Raw genomic sequence first — 16518 nt, 5'->3', positions numbered from 1 at the left:
CACTTAGTGGAATGAGCGAACCGATGCCGAAGCTGCGCGTACACAACCTCGCGATCTCACTGGACGGCTACGTCGCCGGCCCGAACCAGGGGCCGGACCACCCGCTGGGCGAAGGCGGCATGCGCCTGCACGAGTGGGTCTTCGCGACGCCTCACGCCAACCCGGAGGCGACCATCGAACCGGGCGTCGACGACGACTACCTGGCCGCCGGCGATCGCGGCATCGGCGCGACCATCATGGGCCGCAATATGTTCGGCCCGATCCGCGGCGAATGGCGGGACCACGAATGGAAGGGCTGGTGGGGCGACAATCCGCCGTACCACCACGAGGTCTTCGTGCTGACCCACCACCCGCGCCCGTCGTTCTCCATGGACGGCGGCACGACGTTCCACTTCGTGGACGACACGCCCGAAGCCGTGCTGGGCCGGGCGTTCGAAGCGGCGAACGGGCTGGACGTGCGCCTGGGCGGCGGCGCTGCCACGGTACGCGAGTACTTGCGCGCGGGTCTGGTCGACGAGCTACACCTGGCCGTCGTTCCGATCCTGCTCGGGTCGGGCGAGCGCCTCTACGACGGGCTCGCCGGGCTGCCGGGGTACGAAGTCGCGACGGTGGCGCACTCCCCCGCCGTCACCCACGTGACCTTCACCCGCTCCGCAGCGTGAAAACGTCCTGAACAGGGGAAAGGCCCCGCACCCATCCCGGTGCGGGGCCTTTCGAAGCTAAAGTCGCGATCAGAGAACGCGGACGTCCTGGGCCTGCGGACCCTTCTGTCCCTGGCCGATCTCGAACTCCACGCGCTGCCCCTCATCGAGGGACCGGAAACCCGAGCCGCTCACAGCCGAGTAATGCACGAAGACGTCGGGCCCCCCGCCGTCCTGTGCGATGAAGCCGAAGCCCTTCTCGCTGTTGAACCACTTCACAATGCCTTGAGCCATTTCATACTTTCTGTAGACGAGCCAGGAGGTGTTATGAGATTCCCTGGCCTCGTAGATCAACGATGCCATGATCCGATGAATTACTCACGTTCCGCACCACCAACTGTGAGCTAACGCTCACGACGACGCTCGGCTCCGTCGTGCGCGACGCTCGCCCAGGGGGCTGGGTCTGTCACCTCCCATGTTCGGTCGGGTCCCGGTCCGTGCGATTTCGCCGGGCCCATCAGGCGGATACCCGCACTTCGCCTCGAATAACGTCCGCCGTCGCGCCCGGTCGAGCACACCCCACGCGGAGGAGCCACCGCGCCCGGCATCATGGGACTCCTTCTTCGACGCGGCTCGGCACCGATGCACATTGGCTACCAATTGTGTTGTGCCACAACTGATTTCAGTGTACCGGACGCAGACTACGACAAGTCAGCCTACGTCCGGGGCGCACCGGCCACACCGTTCTTTAAGTTCTGTTCACGGCCGGAGGTAGCGCACCTGGCGCGGTTTCGCCTCCTCGTATGCGGCGCGGCCGGGCAGATGCTCCGGCACTCCGACCTCCCACCAGGCGCCCGCGTCGGTCCACGCCGACGGCTGCGTCCGCACGACGAGCACCGCCGGCCGGCGCTCGGCCCTCGCCGCCGCCCGCACCCGCGGGTAGGCGGCACGGAATTCGTCCAGGCCGGAGGCAGCGAAAACCGAACATCCCAGCGCGGCGGCGTGGGCGGCGAAATCGACACGGGGCGGATGTTCGTGCGCGGTGCGGCAGTCGGCGTAGAAATTGTTGAACGGCTCGCCGCCTTGCCCCTCTTGCAGCCGGGCGATCACGGCGTACCCGTCGTTGTCGCAGACCACGGCGACGAACGGATGCCCGGCGAACGCCGCGGAGAACAGTTCCGAGTTCAGCATCAGATACGAGCCGTCGCCGAGCAGGGTCGTCACCACGCCTTCGTCCCGCGCCATGGCCGCGCCCCACGCGCCCGCGAGCTCGTAGCCCATGCAGGAGAAGCCGTACTCCACGTCCATCGTCGGTGCGCCGCCGGTCGCCCGCCAGCCGCCGACGAGTTCACCGGGCAAGCCGCCGGAGGCCGTCATCACGTAATCGCTCGGCTCGCTCAGGTCGTTCACCGCGCCCACCACCTGCGCATAGCTCGGCGCGCCCGGGGTCGGTGCGCGCAATTCGTCGATGCGCGCGTCCCAAGAGCAGCGCAGTTCGGCGGCTCGCGCGGTCCAGTCGGGGTCGACTCGCCATTGCCCCACCTGCGCGGCCAGCTCGCGCACGGTGGCCTCGGCGTCACCGACCACCGCGCGGGCGCCGTGCTTGACCGCGTCGAAGCGCGCCACGTTGATCGTGACCAGGCGAACGTCCGGCGCGAAGACCGTCCAGGACGCGGTGGTGAAGTCCTGTAACCGGGTTCCGACCGCGACGATCAGGTCGGCTTCGGCCGCCATCGCGTTCGCCGACGCCGAGCCGGTGATGCCGAGCGGTCCCGCGAACAGCGGATGCTCGTGCGGCACGAGGGTGCGGCCCGCGGTGGTCTCCACGACCGGGAGGCCGTGGCGCTCGGCGAATTCGAGCACGGTGGGCCCCGCGCCCGAATAACGGACGCCGCCACCGAGCACCAGCAGCGGACGTCGCGCCGCGCGCAGTGCGGCCACGGCGTCGGCGAGCGCTCGCCGATCGGGACGCGGCCGCGCGAGACGGTGCATCACCGGCTCGAAGAGCGCGTCGGGGAAGTCGTAGCTCTCGGCCTGGACGTCCTGCGGGAGCGCGAGGACGACCGGACCGGCATCGGCCGGATCGGTGAGAACACCGACCGCCTGCGGCAGGGTCGAGATCAGCTGCTCCGGGCGGGTGATTCGGTCGAAGTACCTGCTCACCGGCCGGAACGCGTCGTTCACCGTGACGGTCGGGTCGCCGAAGTGCTCGACCTGTTGCAAGACCGGGTCCGGCGCCCGACCGGCGAAGGTGTCGCCGGGCAGCAGCAGCACCGGCAGCCGATTCGCGTGCGCGACGCCCGCCGCCGTCACCATGTTGAGCGCGCCGGGACCGATCGATGAGGTCACGACGCCCACCTGACGCCGGTGGGCGGCCTTCGCGTAGCCGACGGCCGCGAGCGCCATCCCCTCTTCGGTGTGCCCGCGCCAGACCGGGAGTTCGGCGCGCCGCTCGTGTAGCGCGGTGCCGAGGCCGAGCACGTTGCCGTGGCCGAAGATCGCGAACGCGGCGGGGAACAATGGCGCCTCGCGGCCGTCGAGCGTCTCGGAGCGCTGGGCGATCAGCCAGGCCACCAGCGCCTGCGCCGTGGTCAGTCGCATCCCGTCCGTCCTTCGTGCGAGGTGACCGGGCAGCGCGGATCGAGCGGCTCGGCGTCCCAGCGCGCCCGCACCCAGCTGTGGGCGGGGTCGTCGCAGAACGCCATCGATCGCTCCGGCGCGGGACCGGCCAGTACGTTGAGGTAGTACATGGGGTAACCGGGCGCCGCGACGCACGGGCCGTGATAGCCGCGCGGGATCAGGAAGACGTCACCGTCACGGACCGCCACGTTCTCGTCGACCGTGCCGTCGGCCGTGTAGGTGCGATGCAGGCCGAATCCCTCGCGCGATGGCGTGATCCCGTCCCGTCCGGCGATGCGGAAGTAGTAGATCTCCTCGTTGACGACTTCGCAGGCACCGGCCGAGTCGTGCTTGTGCGGCGGGTAGGACGACCAGTTGCCGTCCGGGGTGATCAACTCGCAGGCGTTGAGTTTGTCCGCGTGCTCCCAGACGCCGGGTATCCCGAAGTTGGTGACCTGGCGCGTCGCGCGTCCAGCCCCGCGGACTTCGACCGGCACCTGCTCGGCGGGGCCGTATCGCGGCTCCAGCCGTTTCGTGCAACGGGCCATCGGAAGCGCCACCTCCAGGTCGACACCCTCGGCCGCCAGCCGCACCACGGCGTCTCGCGGGACGTAGGCGAAATCCGTGACCCGGGTGAAGACCGAATCCCGCCCGGCCAGCGTGAATGTCGCGCCGTCCACGCGCACCGTGCACGCACCGGCCAGCGGCAGGACGAACGCCTCGAACTCGCCCGTCCGAACGATCCGCGATTCGCCCGCGCCGATCCGCAGCACCCGCAGGCCCGCGTAGGTCCATCCGGCGTCCTCGGGGGTCAGCAGGATCGGGTCACCGTCATGGCGCAATGTTCCTTCGGGACGATGCAGGGTCATCACACCTCCTCGATACAGATTCCCCGGATACCTTCGATCCGATCGCTCCGTCGGTAGACGAATTCGACCGCCATGTGCGCGGAAGGCGCCCACCAGAGCCGCAGCGGCGACCGCGGCGTTCCAGAGGCGCCGACGCCCAGACGTACCCGACGGGGTTGCCGCGCGTCATCGGGCTTCCTTCAACAGGCGGGCGGCGCTCTCGACCGCCCGGGCGACATCGCCATCCGGCGGGTAGAGCAGGGTGCGCCCGACGACGAGACCGCGGACCACGTCGTGGCCGAGCGCCCCGCCCCACAGCGCGCGATCCACCGCCGAGTCTCCGGACGGCGCTCCGCCCAGCACGAGAACCGGCAGCGTGGTGGCGTCCAGCACCGAGATGTCCTGTGGTGCGGGGATCTTCAGCCAGGTATAGGCCGAGGTGACGCCGAGCCCGGAGGCCACCGTGATCGCCCGCGACAGCGAGACGGCGTCCTTACTCATCACCAGCGCACCGGATTCGTCCCGGTGGTACGGCAACGGTTCGACCATCGCCATCAGCTCGTGCGCCGCCAGCTCCGAGACCGCCCGCGCGCAGGCTTGCAGCGTCGGGACGGTGCCCGCGTCGGAATCGACCAAACGCAGCAGCATCTTGCCGCCGTCGAGCCGGAACCGCGCCAGAGAGTCCGCGTCGTATCCGGTGAAGCGGTCGTCGATCTCCCACTCCGCGCCCGCCAATCCGCCCCGGTTCATCGACCCGATCACGACCTTGTCGTCCAGGGCGTCCAGCAGCAGCAATTCCTCCACCACGTCCGGCGAGCCGAGCACACCGTCGACGTCCGGGTCGGCCAGCGCGATCAGCAACCGTTCCAGCAACGCGCGCCGATCCGCCATGGCGGTACGGTCCTCGCCGACACCGAGCGCGCCGCGAGCGGGGTGATCGGCGGCGACCAGGAACAAGGTTCGCTTACCCGCCAGCAGGTCGGCACGGCGCAGCCGTTTCGCGTAGGCCCGCTCGACCGCGGCGGAGTCCGTGGCCCGTACGTGCAGCAGCTCGCGCCAGCGTTCGTCGGTCAGATGCACACAGGGGCCTCCGTTCCACGCTCACGGCTCGGCCGCACAACGGTTCTTCCCCTCAGTGCCCGGTCCAGCGCAGCGACTCCGCCAGACCGCACCCGGTGCGTCCGAACCACTGCTCCTCTCCGCCCAGCTGCGCCACAACAGTTCATCGAACGCCGCCCCGGCTCGACCGCACGGCAACTCCTCCAGCGCCACGCCCGTTCTGCGGCATCCCAGCTCCTCGACCTCTGCGCCGACCCAGCCGCACGGCAATTCCTCGAGGCACGCGTCGATTCAGCGGCACAGCAATTCCTCGATCTCGGCGCGTGTCGGCATCGCGTCGGCGCAGGCGAGACGCGAAGCCACCAGCGCGCCCGCTGCGTTGGCGAAGGTGGCGACGCGGCGAGGGTCCCAGTCCGAGAGCAGGCCGTGGATCAGCGCGCCGCCGAAACCGTCACCCGCGCCCAGCCCGCACACCACTTCTACGCGGCACGGAGGTACCGTCCAGCGCTCCTCGGTGGTCGCCACCAACACGCCGTCGGCGCCCTGTTTGATCACCGCCAGGCGCACCCCACGCGCGAGCAGGCGATCGGCCGCCGCGTCCGGATCGGCGGTGCCCACCGCCACCTCGACCTCCGAACGGTTGCCGACCACCACGTTCACGTGGTCGACCAACCACCCGATCTCGGCCCGCGCGGTGTCCACGTCGGGCCAGAACATCGGCCGGTAATCCAGATCCAGCACCGTGTGCCCACGTCGTGCGCGGCGCAGCAAAACCTCCCGCTGGGTACTGCGGCCGGGTTCCGCGCTCACTCCGGTGCCCGTGACCCACAGCAGCGGCACGGCATCCACGACATCCCAGGGCACTTCGTCCGGGGTGAGGGTGAGGTCCGGCGCGATCGGCGCACGGTAGAACAACAGCGGCGGATCCGACGGCGGCGTCAACTCGCAGAAGACGACGGGTGTCTGGAGGTACGGCGCGGTCGTCACGTAGCGGGATGAGACGCCGAAGTCCTCCAGCGCCGTGCGCACGAAGTCGCCGAAGCCGTCGGGGCCCACCTTGGTCAGCACCGCGGAACGACGGCCGAGCCGGGCGGCGGCCACGGCGACATTGGTGGCGGTGCCGCCGAGGAACTTGGCGAAACTGCGCACCTGCGCCAGGGCGACGCCGCTCTGTTCGGGATACAGGTCCACCCCGACACGACCGATCGTCAACGCCTCCAGCTCGCCTGCCCGCTTGTTCACGGCGTCACCACACGCTGCAATTCGTGCTGCAATGCCTCCAGTTCCGCCCCGCCTGCCATCTGGCGGGTCAGCTCCGGCAGGTCGATCTCCGATTTCTCGTACGCGCCGAGCATCGCGCCCCGCTTCAGCAGCAGGAATCGGTCGCCCACCGGATAGGCGTGGTGCGGGTTGTGCGTGATGAGCACGACGCCGAGCCCGCGTTCACGCGCCTGCACGACGTACTTCAGCACCACCCCGGCCTGTTTGACGCCCAGCGCCGCGGTCGGCTCGTCGAGGATCAGCACTTTAGCGCCGTAGTGCACGGCCCGCGCGATAGCGACGCACTGCCGCTGGCCGCCCGACAGCGTGCCGACCGGCTGTTCCATATCCCGGATCTCGATACCCATGTCGGCCAACGCCGTCCGCGCGATCTCACAGCCCTTCTTGCGGTCCAGCAGCCGGAAGGGACCGTATCCGAAGGTGGGCTCGGACCCGAGCACGAAGTTGCGCCACACGCTCATCAGCCCAACCACCGCGAGATCCTGGTAGACGGTGGCGATGCCGCGATCGAGCGCCGCCCGCGGCGAGGCGAACCGGACCGCTTCGCCCTCCACACGCAGTTCGCCGCGATCGTGCCGGTGCACCCCGGCCAGGATCTTGATCAGCGTCGATTTGCCCGCGCCGTTGTCGCCGAGCACGCAGGTCACCTCGCCGGCGTTCACCACCGTGGACACTTCACGCAGGGCGACGACGCCGCCGTAGCTCTTGCCGAGGTCGACCGCCTCGATGAGGGAAGTCACCGGCGCACCCTTTCGGCTCGTTTCTGGAATCTATTGTTGACCAGCACCGCCGCCAGCAGCAGCACACCGAGGAACAGCATGAACCAGTCGCTGTCCCAGCGGGCGAACACGATGCCCTGGCGTGCCATGCCGAAGATCAGCGCACCGATGGCGGCGCCGACCGCCGAGCCGAAGCCGCCGGTGAGCAGGCACCCACCGACCACGGCGGCGATGATGTAGTGCAATTCGAGCCCGATGCCCTGGTTGGCCTGCACGCTGGCGAACCGCAGTATGTTGCAGGAACCCACCACCCAGCCCGCGAACGCGGTGCCCATGAACAGCAGGATCTTGGTGCGGTCGGCGGGCACACCGACCGCGCGGGCGCTCGGCAGCGCACCGCCGACGGCGAAGATCCAGTTGCCGAACCTCGTGCGGACCAGGAGCGTCGCGGCGATGGCGGTGAGCACGATCCACCAGACCACCGAAGCCTGGATGTGCGCTTCGCCGATGTCGAGGGTGGAGGCGAAGACCCAGCCCGCCGATGGGTAGCCGCCCGCGCTCCGCACGCCCGACACCTGCACCGTGTCGGTCACCAGGCGCGTCACGCCGAGGTTCAACCCTTGTAGGGCGAGGAAGCTGCCCAGCGTGACGATGAAACTCGGCAGGCCGGTGCGCATCACCACCCAGCCGTTGAACGCGCCGACGGCCAGCGCGAAGACCAGCGATGCCAGCAGCGCGAGCCAGACGTTCCATCCGGCGTGCACCGCCAGCAACGCGGTGACCAGCGCCGTGGAGGCCGTCATCACGCCTGCCGACAGATCGAACTCGCCGCCGATCATCAGTATCGCCACGGCCACCGCCATGATGCCAAGCGTGGAGGCGTCGTCGAGCCAGGTCGCGACACCGAGTGGGCTCAGGAACCGGTCGGTGACCAGCGAGAAGAACACGAACACCAGCAACGCGCCGAGCGCAGCGCCGATCTCCGGCCGCACGGCCAGACGTTGCAGCGGCGAGAGTCCCGGACGGTCCTGCGTCGAGTCGGATGCTTGTGTGGCAACGGTCATTTCATCCACCTCAGCGCGTGCCCTGCGCGACGAGCGCGGCGACGGCGTCCACATTGTTCTTGTCTACGAAACCGGGTCCGGTCTGCACCGGCGCGCCGCCTCCGACGGTGTTCAGGTTCGTCCGGTACAGCTTCAGCAACACGATCGGAAGATAACCCTGCTCGTACTGTTGCTGATCGACCGCGAAAAGCAGCTTTCCAGCCCTGATCGCCTCCACCACATCGGCATTCAGGTCGAAGGTCGCGACGGTGGCGGGCGACCCGGCCTCCTGGACGGCGTCGACAGCGCGTGCGGCGACCTGGGAGTTGAGCGTCAGGACCGCGTCGATGGACCGGTCGGCCTGCAGCGCGCCCTTGATCCTCGATTGCGCGTCGGTCGGATTGTTGATGTCCACCTGAAGCGTGGTCGCGGTGCCGAACGCCTTCGTCGCGCCGGCGCAACGCTCGTTCGCGCCGATATTGCCCGCCTCATGGATGACGCACAGCATCTTCCCGCGCCCGGCCTCCGCGAGCCGTCTGCCCGCGGCCTGCCCGGCCAGCGATTCACTCTGCCCCACATGGACGAACGCGCCGAACCGCGCGCTCTCCGACTCCCCCGAATTGATCGTCACCACCGGAATGCCCGCGGCGACAGCCTTTTCGACCGAGCGCCGAAGCGCCTCGGGATCGGCCATGGACACGACGATGCCGTCGACGCCTTGCGCCACGGCGTTGTCGATCAGCTTCGCCTGCTGACCGGGATCACCGGAGGCGTTGTACTCCACACGGATTCCCAAATCCTTGCCCGCGGCCTCCGCGCCGTTCTTGACGACGTTCCAGAACGCGTCACCGGGGCTGCCGTGGGTCACCACCGCTACCGATCGCACCGTGCCGACCTCGGTCGGCGCCTGTGAGGGAGCGGGCGCGTCGGCGCCAGGGCCGCTGCATGCCGCCAGGAGAGCCGCGGTGGCGATCCACGGCAGCAGGCGGGTTCGGTGCCGCGCGGTCGCGCCGCGTCGTGCTCGCAGAAGCATCCGCATCGCCTAGATTCCGGCCGCGGCGAGCGCGATGTCGCTGAGGAACCGGAGACTGCGCGCGGTGTCGCCGCTCGGCTTCTCCGCCGAGTCGGACGGTCCCAGCGCGGCGTCCTGCTCCAGGACGTACCAGCCCCGATATCCCGCGCCGCGCATGGTGTGCACGAGTGCCGCGATGTCGACGTCCCCCACGCCCAGCGGGACGTACAGCCCACGGCGCACCGCCTCGCTGTACTCGAGCTTCCCGCCACGGACCTGATCGGCCAGCGAGCCTCGGACGTCCTTGAGATGAACGTGCCCGATCCGCTCGGCGTGCCGCCGGGCGAGCCGAACCGGGTCGGTGCCGCCGACGAGCAGATGCCCGGTGTCCAAGCAGATGTCGAGATCGGAATCGGCGAGGAACCGCTCGACCTCGGCCTCGCTCTCCACCTGCGTGCCGACATGCGGATGCAGCACCGTGCGCAGGCCGTACGCGGCGGCGATATCGCGGATCTCGGCAGCGGTGTCGATCACGGCGCGCCAGTGCGCGTCGTCGAGCGGCGGGCGCTCGTCGTATCCGCCGAGTCCGGTCGCGGCGGCGAGCACGAGCACTTCCGCGCCCGTGGCGGCCAGCAGCGCGGCGGTCTCCTCCGCCCGCGCGAGGGCGGCGTGCCGGTCGCGATGCAACACGACGGCGAGGAAGCCGCCGACCGCGGTGATGTCGAAGGCCGCGAGCAGGCGTCGCAGTTCGCTCGGGTCGCGCGGCAGATAGCCGGGCGGCCCGAGTTCGGTGGCGGACAGGCCGAGCGCGGCCATCTCCGACAGAACGGTGCGTACGCCGAGCACGTGACCCCAGCCGGGGACCTCACAGACTCCCCAGGAGATCGGCGCGGCCGCGAGGCGCAGCGGGTGGAGGGATTCGGGCATCGGCACTTCTCCGACCTTCGATATCGAGTTGACGCCGCTGGAGTTGGAGCGCTCCAACTATGTAACGCGGGTTATATCGTGTCAAGGGCTTGCGGTGTGCCGGTCAAAGCGGCTCTACCAGCGATTATTCGGTCTCTCATGGAAGACTCCTGCGCGCCGAAGTCAGATTGGAGCGCTCTATTGATCCCTTCTGGCGCACCGCGTATCGTCCGTCCCGGCAGGGCTGGTGAACGCGGAACGGAGGCGCCGTGGCACGACCGACCATGGAAGACGTCGCCGCGCGCGCGGGCGTTTCCCGCGCCCTCGTCTCGCTGGTCATGCGCGACTCCCCGAAGGTCAGCGAGCACCGCCGCCGCGCCGTGCTGGACGCGGCCGAAGACCTCGGCTACCAACCGCACATCCTCGCCCGCTCGCTGGCCAGCCGGACCTCCAACATCGTCGGTGTCCTCGTCTCCGACCTGCGCAACGCCTTCTTCGCCGACGTCGTCGAAGGCATGGACGCCGCCGCGCAGGAGTCCGGCCTCGAACTGATCCTCAATACCGGCCGGCGCAGCGCCGCACGTGAACACACCGCGTTGGAGAGCCTGCTCTCGTTCCGGCCGGGAGGGGTCATCCTGCTGTCTCCCATCCTGCCCGCCGCCGCCATCCGCGCGGCGTCGCAACAGGCTCCGCTGGTGCTGGTGTCGCGAACCTCCACCGTCGCAGGCATCGACACGGTCAACGACGACGGCGAGGCGGGCGCCACCCTCGCCGTCGATCATCTGGTCTCGCTCGGGCACCGGCGCATCGTCCACCTCGACGGCGGCGGCGCGTTCACCTCCGCGCCGCGACGCAAGGGCTACCGGGCCGCCATGCGACGCCACGGCCTGGAACCGATGGTCGTGCCGAGCGAGCACACCGATTCCGCGGGCATGGCCGCGGTGCGCAAACTGCTGAACCTCTTCTCCCGCGACGCCTTTCCCACCGCACTGGTGTGCGGCAACGACTTCAACGCCGTCGGGGCGATGTCCGCGCTCGAGGAAGCGGGATTGCGGGTGCCGGAGGACGTCTCGGTGATCGGCTACGACAACACCTCGCTGGCCGCCCTGCGTCACGTCGCGCTGACCACCATCGATCAACCGCGTATTCGAATGGGCAGCCTCGCGATAGAGGCCATCGCCGAACGACTTCGCGACGGCCGCACGAGACCGGTCCGCCGCCGGTTGGAACCCACGCTCGTCGTCCGCTCGACCACGACCGCACCGGGGCGCTGAGCCTCGTCGCGGTTCCTTACGAAGGAGAGCCGATGTCCTCCCACCGAGCCGTCACCCTGGGCCTCGCCGGAACCGGCCGCATCGGCACCGCACACGCCGAAATCCTGAGCAAACTCCCGAACGTGGCCACCGTCCTGGTCGCCGACGCCGACCCCGCCCGCGCCCGCGCCACCGCCACCGACCTCGGCGTCGAATTCGCCCCCGACCTCGATACCCTCTTCGCCGCCGACCTCGACGGCCTGATCATCGCCACCACCACCGCCTCCCACCCCGACCTCATCATCCGCGCCGTCGACGCGCGCATCCCCGTCTTCTGCGAAAAGCCCGTCGCCGCCGACATCACCGGCACCCTCGCCGTCATCGACCGCACCCGCCACTCCCGCGTCCCCGTCCAGATCGGCTTCCAACGCCGCTTCGACGCCGGCTACCGCGCGGCCCGCGAAGCGATCCGCTCCGGCAGCCTCGGCCGGCTGCACACCGTGCGCGCGACGACCCTCGACCCGGCTCCCCCGCCCGCCGAATACATCGCCCGCTCCGGCGGCATCTTCCGCGACTGCGGAGTGCATGATTTCGACATCATCCGGTGGGTCACCGGGCGCGAGATCACCTCCGTCTACGCGACCGGGGCGAACCGGGGCGCGTCGTTCTTCGCCGAAGCGGGCGACGTCGACACCGCGGCGGTGCTGCTACGCCTGGACGATGGAACCCTCGCGACCGTGTCGCTGACCCGCTACAACGGGGCGGGGTACGACGTGCGGTTGGAGGCGTTGGGCTCTGAAGGGAACGCGGTCGCCGGACTGGACGACCGCGCGCCCCTGACTTCCGTCGAGCCCGACCACAGCCCCTCTCCCTATCCGCCCTACGCGGGATTCATGGAGCGGTTCCGTGCGGCGTATGCCGATGAACTGGCGGCGTTCGTCGAGGTCGCCACGGGAGAGCTCGACAGTCCCTGCACGCCGGACGAAGCGCTGGAGGCGTTCTATGTCGCCGAGGCGTGCGAGCTGTCGCGGCGGGAGGGCCGGGCTGTCGAGATAGCCGAGGTTCGACGCTGAGGAGTCGCCGAGATCGTCGAAACCAAGGTGCGCAACCGTGTTTCTTGTTCTCGGTCCGAGAAGCGGCTGGCACCTCGATGCCGAACCTATCCGATATCGCCGATCGACATTCGCCGACGAGCACGACAAACACGAACAGCTAAGCGAAAATGGCACAGGAACTTACGAGGGGCCTCCATGAGTACGCATACGGCTGTTGCCCGCCCTGTCCAGCGAGCATGGCCGGTCGTCGGTCACGGACCAGCCCTCCGCCGTAGGCCACTGGAGTGCTTCGCGGAATTGCACCGGACGCCGGAACCCTTGGCGCTGATCCGATTGGGCAGTAGAGACGCATACCTGCTGACGGACCCGGAGCTGATCGATTCGGTGCTGCGCGGCAAGGCGGCGCACAGCGTCGAGAAGGGGGCGTTCTTCGAAGCCATGCGGGTGCTGCTGGGCGACGGTCTGTCGGTGTCGGCCGAACCCAAGCATTTGCGCCATCGCCGCCTGATGGCACCAGCCTTTCATTACGAGAAGATCGCCGGCTACGTGCGAATCATGCAGCAGGAAGCCGATGCCATGGTCGACAGTTGGAGCGACGGCGCCCGATTGCAACTGGACGACCGGTTGCGGGTGCTGGCCATGCGAATCGTCGCAAAGGCGTTGTTCGCCAGTGAACTCGGCGAAGAGGTCGTCGCCGAGTCGCTGCGTTCGTTCCCGATCATCGTCGACGAGCTACCGAAACGCACCATGATGCCTTGGCTGGCGCACATACCGCTGCGCAACCGCACGTTCGACGCCGCGGTGCGCAGGCTCTCCGACGCGATCGACCGCATCATCGCCGAATACCGGACGAGCGACGCCGATTACGGCGACCTGGTGTCGATGCTGCTCGCGGCGCGCTTCGACGACGGTACCGGGCTCACCGACCGCGAACTCCACGACGAGGTGATGACGCTCTATGCCGCAGGGTTCGCAACCACCGCCAATACCTTGGCTTTCGCCTTCTACGAGTTGGCGCGGCGCGCGGATGTGCGGGAGCGCGTCGAAGAGGAAGTCGCCGAGGTGTTACGCGGCGGTCCGGTCACCGCCGACAACATCCAGCGTCTCGAGTACACCGAGCGAGTGATGGCGGAAACGCTGCGCCGGTACGCTCCCACCTGGCTCGGTACGCGCGAGACGATCGAGGAGATCGACCTCGCCGGAGTCACGCTGCCCCCGGGCACCACGCTCTTCTACTCGCCGTACACGCTGCACAACAACCCGAAGTACTTCGACGATCCGGCACGGTTCGACCCGGACCGGTGGACGCCCGAATACCGCAAGACCGTCACCCGGTCCGGGATATATCAGCCATTCGGGATCGGCAACCGAAACTGCATCGGCGAGCCATTCGCGTGGTACGAAGCGGTCACCATCCTGGCCACGGTCGTCGCACGGGCGCGTTTGGAACTCGCTCCGGGAGCCGGAGTGCACGAGGTCGCGCGGGCCACGCTGGAAGTGAACCATCTACCGGTGACGGTCCGGCTGCGTACTGCGCGTTGAACGCACCGTCGGCCTGAACACCAACCTATCGTTGCGGAGATTCCATCCTCATCGCCACCGAGCCACGGCGGCGAGGTCCGCTCCCAACCACATCACGAAGCGATGGTCAGCAGTGCCGCACACACCCTGGCCGCGCTGTCGGTTGGACACCTGGGTCGTCCGCCAAATCAGCGGAAGGTGACCCTTGGACGAGCAGCGCCATACGTGAAAAGCCGCGCACTATCATGAATAAGAACGTCTACCAGGTGGGGAGGTAGGAATTGTCCAGCCCAGAACACACTGACCGGCGAGTGGTGCCGACAGGTCGGCGAATGCGTTCTGTGGAACTCTGCGCAGGTGCCGGTGGACTCGCTCTCGGTCTCGAGCAGGCGGGATTCGATCCCATCCTGCTCCTCGACAATCGCGACGTCGCGTGCGCGACGCTACGGACGAACCGGCCTCACTGGAATGTGCTCAACACAGACCTGCTGAAGTTCGAACCGCGGTGGGATCTACCACAGTCGATCGATATCGATCTCTTAGCCGCAGGCCTCCCGAGAGTGAAGTCTGCGGCAACGGCATCGAGACGACGTGGCAGCGGCTGGGAGTTGGAGTTGCTCGAGACCACAGGCCGGTTGGCGTCGGAACTGCGACCCCGTGCCTTGCTGATCGAGAACGTGCCCGACATGGTCACTCGACCCGAGTACAGGGACAGCCGGTCCCGGGTCGAGAAGTACCTCGATAGTGCTGGCTACGAGTACCGATGGCTGGTGATCGATGCGCGCGACTTCGGGGTACCGCAGCACCGACTTCTGGGCATCCTCGTCGCCTTGCGCGGCGGCGATATCACACGCTTCGAGATGAACTTGACGGCTCTGCCGCCCAGCCTGGCCCTGACAGTCGGCACGGTGTTGCAGCCTTCCATGGGTGCACGCGGCTGGCCTCAGGCCGACGAGTGGGCGGCACAGGCCAACGAGATCGCGCCCACGATCGTCGGTGGTTCATGGGACCGCGGCGGTGGGGACCTCGGGCCGAAGGGTTCTGTCAAAGCTTGGGCGAGAATCGGCGTCAACGCTCGGTCGATCAACGACGAGCTACCAGCCGTCGACTTCGTGTGGAACCCCGCTCTCGGGCCGGAACACATGGTGAAACTCACCATCGAACAGGTCGCCGTATTGCAGGGGTTTCCTGCGCACTGGCGTATCGAAGGCCGCAAAACCGCGCGATATCGCCAGGTAGGAAATGCGACCCCGCCACCCGCCGCGTGCGCGGTCGGCCTTGCCCTGCGGGCAGCGTTGACCGGCTGTTGAACGCACTATAGCGACGCGGTGGCCCGCCGCTAAGATCGCGAGTCATGCCCTCCGATCCGCACGAGCAACCCCGACCGCGCCAAGTCGACATGATCGACCTGTTCGCCGGGCCCGGTGGGCTCGATGTGGCCGCGCGGTGGTTGGGGTTGAGCGTCTATGGATTCGAGTGGGACCGGAACGCATGCGCGACAAGGTCGGCTGCCGGCCTGAACGATCGCCCGCACGATGTACGTGATTTCGGACCTGGGACAGCACCGAGCGCCTGGATACTAGCCGGTGGGCCGCCCTGCCAGACGTTTACTGTCGCTGGTTCGGGAGCCGGCCGCAAGGCCCTCGATGAGGTTTTGCGGTACGTCGCCCGGATGGGTCAGGGCGAGGACGTCTCTGAAGACCTCGCTACGCTGAAGGACGAGCGAACCGGCCTCGTTCTGGAGCCCCTGCGATGGGCGTTGGCCGCACACCGACGCGACGACCCCTTCAAAGTGATTGTGCTGGAGCAGGTTCCAGCAGTTCTGCCTATCTGGCAAGAGATACGCACCGTCCTAGAGGAGATCGGGTATCACGTCCGCTGCGGCATCCTTCGTACCGAACAGTTCGGCGTCCCGCAAACCCGTCGCCGTGCGATCCTGATCGCCAGCCTCGATGGTGCGCGCGAACTCCCGGCACCAACGCACCGCCCTTATCGCAAGGGCGTCGAACGCGCGGTGGGCGATTCCGATCTCCTTCCCTGGGAGACGATGGGCAGCGCGCTCAATCGCGGCTACGACTTCCACGTCATCTCGAACTACGGCACCGGTGGCGATCCCAAACTACGAGGGCGTCGCGGTTCTCGAGAACCGTCGGCGACTATCACCGGCAAAGTGTCGCGAAATAAAATCGTCGACGGCGCGGGGATCGAAAGTCCGCGGTTCAGCCTGGCGGAGGCCGGCCGACTCCAAACATTCCCGCTCGACTATCCATGGTCGGGCAACGACATCGCCCAGCAGATCGGCAACGCGATTCCGCCCGTACTGGCTCTGCACGTGCTGTCGGCTGCCCTCGGGAAGCAAGTGAGTCATGAGGATGCGCGAAAGGTTGTCGATCGTCCATGGATCGACACGCGTGACTCAGCGCCCCTTGACCACTTCGCGCGAGTCGGCCAACTGTTCGTCTGACCGTCCTCGCAGGTGAACCTGGCGTCGTCGCCGCACCTTCTGTGTCGAACCCATCGGGTCCACCGGGGCCTGTAGCGAACCCGCGTCAGAGTCCGAT

At 68.2% G+C, this 16518-nt stretch carries 15 protein-coding genes; 6 read left to right on the top strand and 9 right to left on the bottom strand.

Translation table 11 applies throughout. The annotated features are described in order from the left end of the window. The first annotated feature begins 23 nt into the window (after positions 1–23). Positions 24–662, top strand: coding sequence for a dihydrofolate reductase family protein (locus ACZ6DL_RS01885; RefSeq protein ID WP_466048410.1), 639 nt, complete (start codon positions 24–26; stop codon positions 660–662). Positions 663–731: 69 nt separating this feature from the next. On the opposite strand, the gene ACZ6DL_RS01880 is transcribed toward ACZ6DL_RS01885, so the two are convergent. The 9 genes from ACZ6DL_RS01880 to ACZ6DL_RS01840 all read right to left on the bottom strand — a co-directional run bounded on the left by ACZ6DL_RS01880 (position 732) and on the right by ACZ6DL_RS01840 (position 10149). Beyond that, the gene (locus tag ACZ6DL_RS01880; protein WP_014987157.1) at positions 732–935 is read right to left on the bottom strand and encodes a cold-shock protein; all 204 of its coding nucleotides are present in this window, start codon (positions 933–935) and stop codon (positions 732–734) included. Positions 936–1400: 465 nt separating this feature from the next. Then, positions 1401–3242, bottom strand: coding sequence for a 3D-(3,5/4)-trihydroxycyclohexane-1,2-dione acylhydrolase (decyclizing) (gene iolD, locus ACZ6DL_RS01875; RefSeq protein WP_466048409.1), 1842 nt, complete (start codon positions 3240–3242; stop codon positions 1401–1403). After that, positions 3233–4129 (bottom strand): 5-deoxy-glucuronate isomerase, encoded by an 897-nt coding sequence (gene iolB, locus ACZ6DL_RS01870; protein WP_466048407.1) that lies wholly within the window; start codon positions 4127–4129, stop codon positions 3233–3235. Before iolB ends, iolD begins: the two co-directional genes overlap by 10 nt. Before the next feature lie 165 nt (positions 4130–4294). Next, positions 4295–5188, bottom strand: a complete 894-nt coding sequence (locus ACZ6DL_RS01865) for a Cgl0159 family (beta/alpha)8-fold protein (protein ID WP_466048406.1) — start codon at positions 5186–5188, stop codon at positions 4295–4297. Between the two features lie 270 nt (positions 5189–5458). Continuing rightward, positions 5459–6409, bottom strand: a complete 951-nt coding sequence (gene iolC / locus ACZ6DL_RS01860; protein WP_466048404.1) for a 5-dehydro-2-deoxygluconokinase — start codon at positions 6407–6409, stop codon at positions 5459–5461. Continuing rightward, positions 6406–7188, bottom strand: a complete 783-nt coding sequence (locus ACZ6DL_RS01855) for an ATP-binding cassette domain-containing protein (protein WP_466048403.1) — start codon at positions 7186–7188, stop codon at positions 6406–6408. The genes iolC and ACZ6DL_RS01855 overlap by 4 nt, the downstream gene beginning before the upstream one ends. After that, entirely contained in the window at positions 7185–8231 is a 1047-nt protein-coding gene (locus ACZ6DL_RS01850; RefSeq protein WP_466048401.1) for an ABC transporter permease, read from the bottom strand. The genes ACZ6DL_RS01855 and ACZ6DL_RS01850 overlap by 4 nt, the downstream gene beginning before the upstream one ends. A 10-nt stretch (positions 8232–8241) precedes the next feature. Further along, positions 8242–9243 (bottom strand): sugar ABC transporter substrate-binding protein, encoded by a 1002-nt coding sequence (locus ACZ6DL_RS01845; RefSeq protein ID WP_466048400.1) that lies wholly within the window; start codon positions 9241–9243, stop codon positions 8242–8244. A 9-nt stretch (positions 9244–9252) separates the two neighbouring features. Then, positions 9253–10149 carry a TIM barrel protein gene (locus tag ACZ6DL_RS01840; RefSeq protein WP_466048398.1) on the bottom strand — a complete coding sequence of 299 codons (897 nt, stop codon included), beginning with the start codon at positions 10147–10149 and terminating at the stop codon, positions 9253–9255. Between the two features lie 248 nt (positions 10150–10397). On the opposite strand from ACZ6DL_RS01840, the gene ACZ6DL_RS01835 reads away from it, so the two are divergent. The 5 genes from ACZ6DL_RS01835 (at position 10398) to ACZ6DL_RS01815 (ending at position 16421) form a co-directional block, all read left to right on the top strand. Then, positions 10398–11402, top strand: coding sequence for a LacI family DNA-binding transcriptional regulator (locus ACZ6DL_RS01835; RefSeq protein WP_466048397.1), 1005 nt, complete (start codon positions 10398–10400; stop codon positions 11400–11402). 32 nt (positions 11403–11434) lie between these two features. After that, entirely contained in the window at positions 11435–12454 is a 1020-nt protein-coding gene (locus ACZ6DL_RS01830) for a Gfo/Idh/MocA family protein (RefSeq protein WP_466048395.1), read from the top strand. 177 nt (positions 12455–12631) lie between these two features. Further along, positions 12632–13978: a cytochrome P450 gene (locus ACZ6DL_RS01825; RefSeq protein ID WP_466048394.1), complete on the top strand. Its 1347-nt coding sequence runs from the start codon at positions 12632–12634 to the stop codon at positions 13976–13978. Positions 13979–14289: 311 nt separating this feature from the next. After that, the gene (locus tag ACZ6DL_RS01820) at positions 14290–15267 is read left to right on the top strand and encodes a DNA cytosine methyltransferase (protein ID WP_466048392.1); all 978 of its coding nucleotides are present in this window, start codon (positions 14290–14292) and stop codon (positions 15265–15267) included. Positions 15268–15311: 44 nt separating this feature from the next. Continuing rightward, the gene (locus ACZ6DL_RS01815) at positions 15312–16421 is read left to right on the top strand and encodes a DNA cytosine methyltransferase (RefSeq protein ID WP_466048391.1); all 1110 of its coding nucleotides are present in this window, start codon (positions 15312–15314) and stop codon (positions 16419–16421) included. The last annotated feature ends 97 nt before the right edge of the window (positions 16422–16518 follow it).

Source organism: Nocardia sp. NPDC041819 (genome assembly GCF_055590505.1).
Note: the sequence above shows the minus strand (reverse complement) of the source record. Positions and strands in the feature narration are given on the sequence as shown.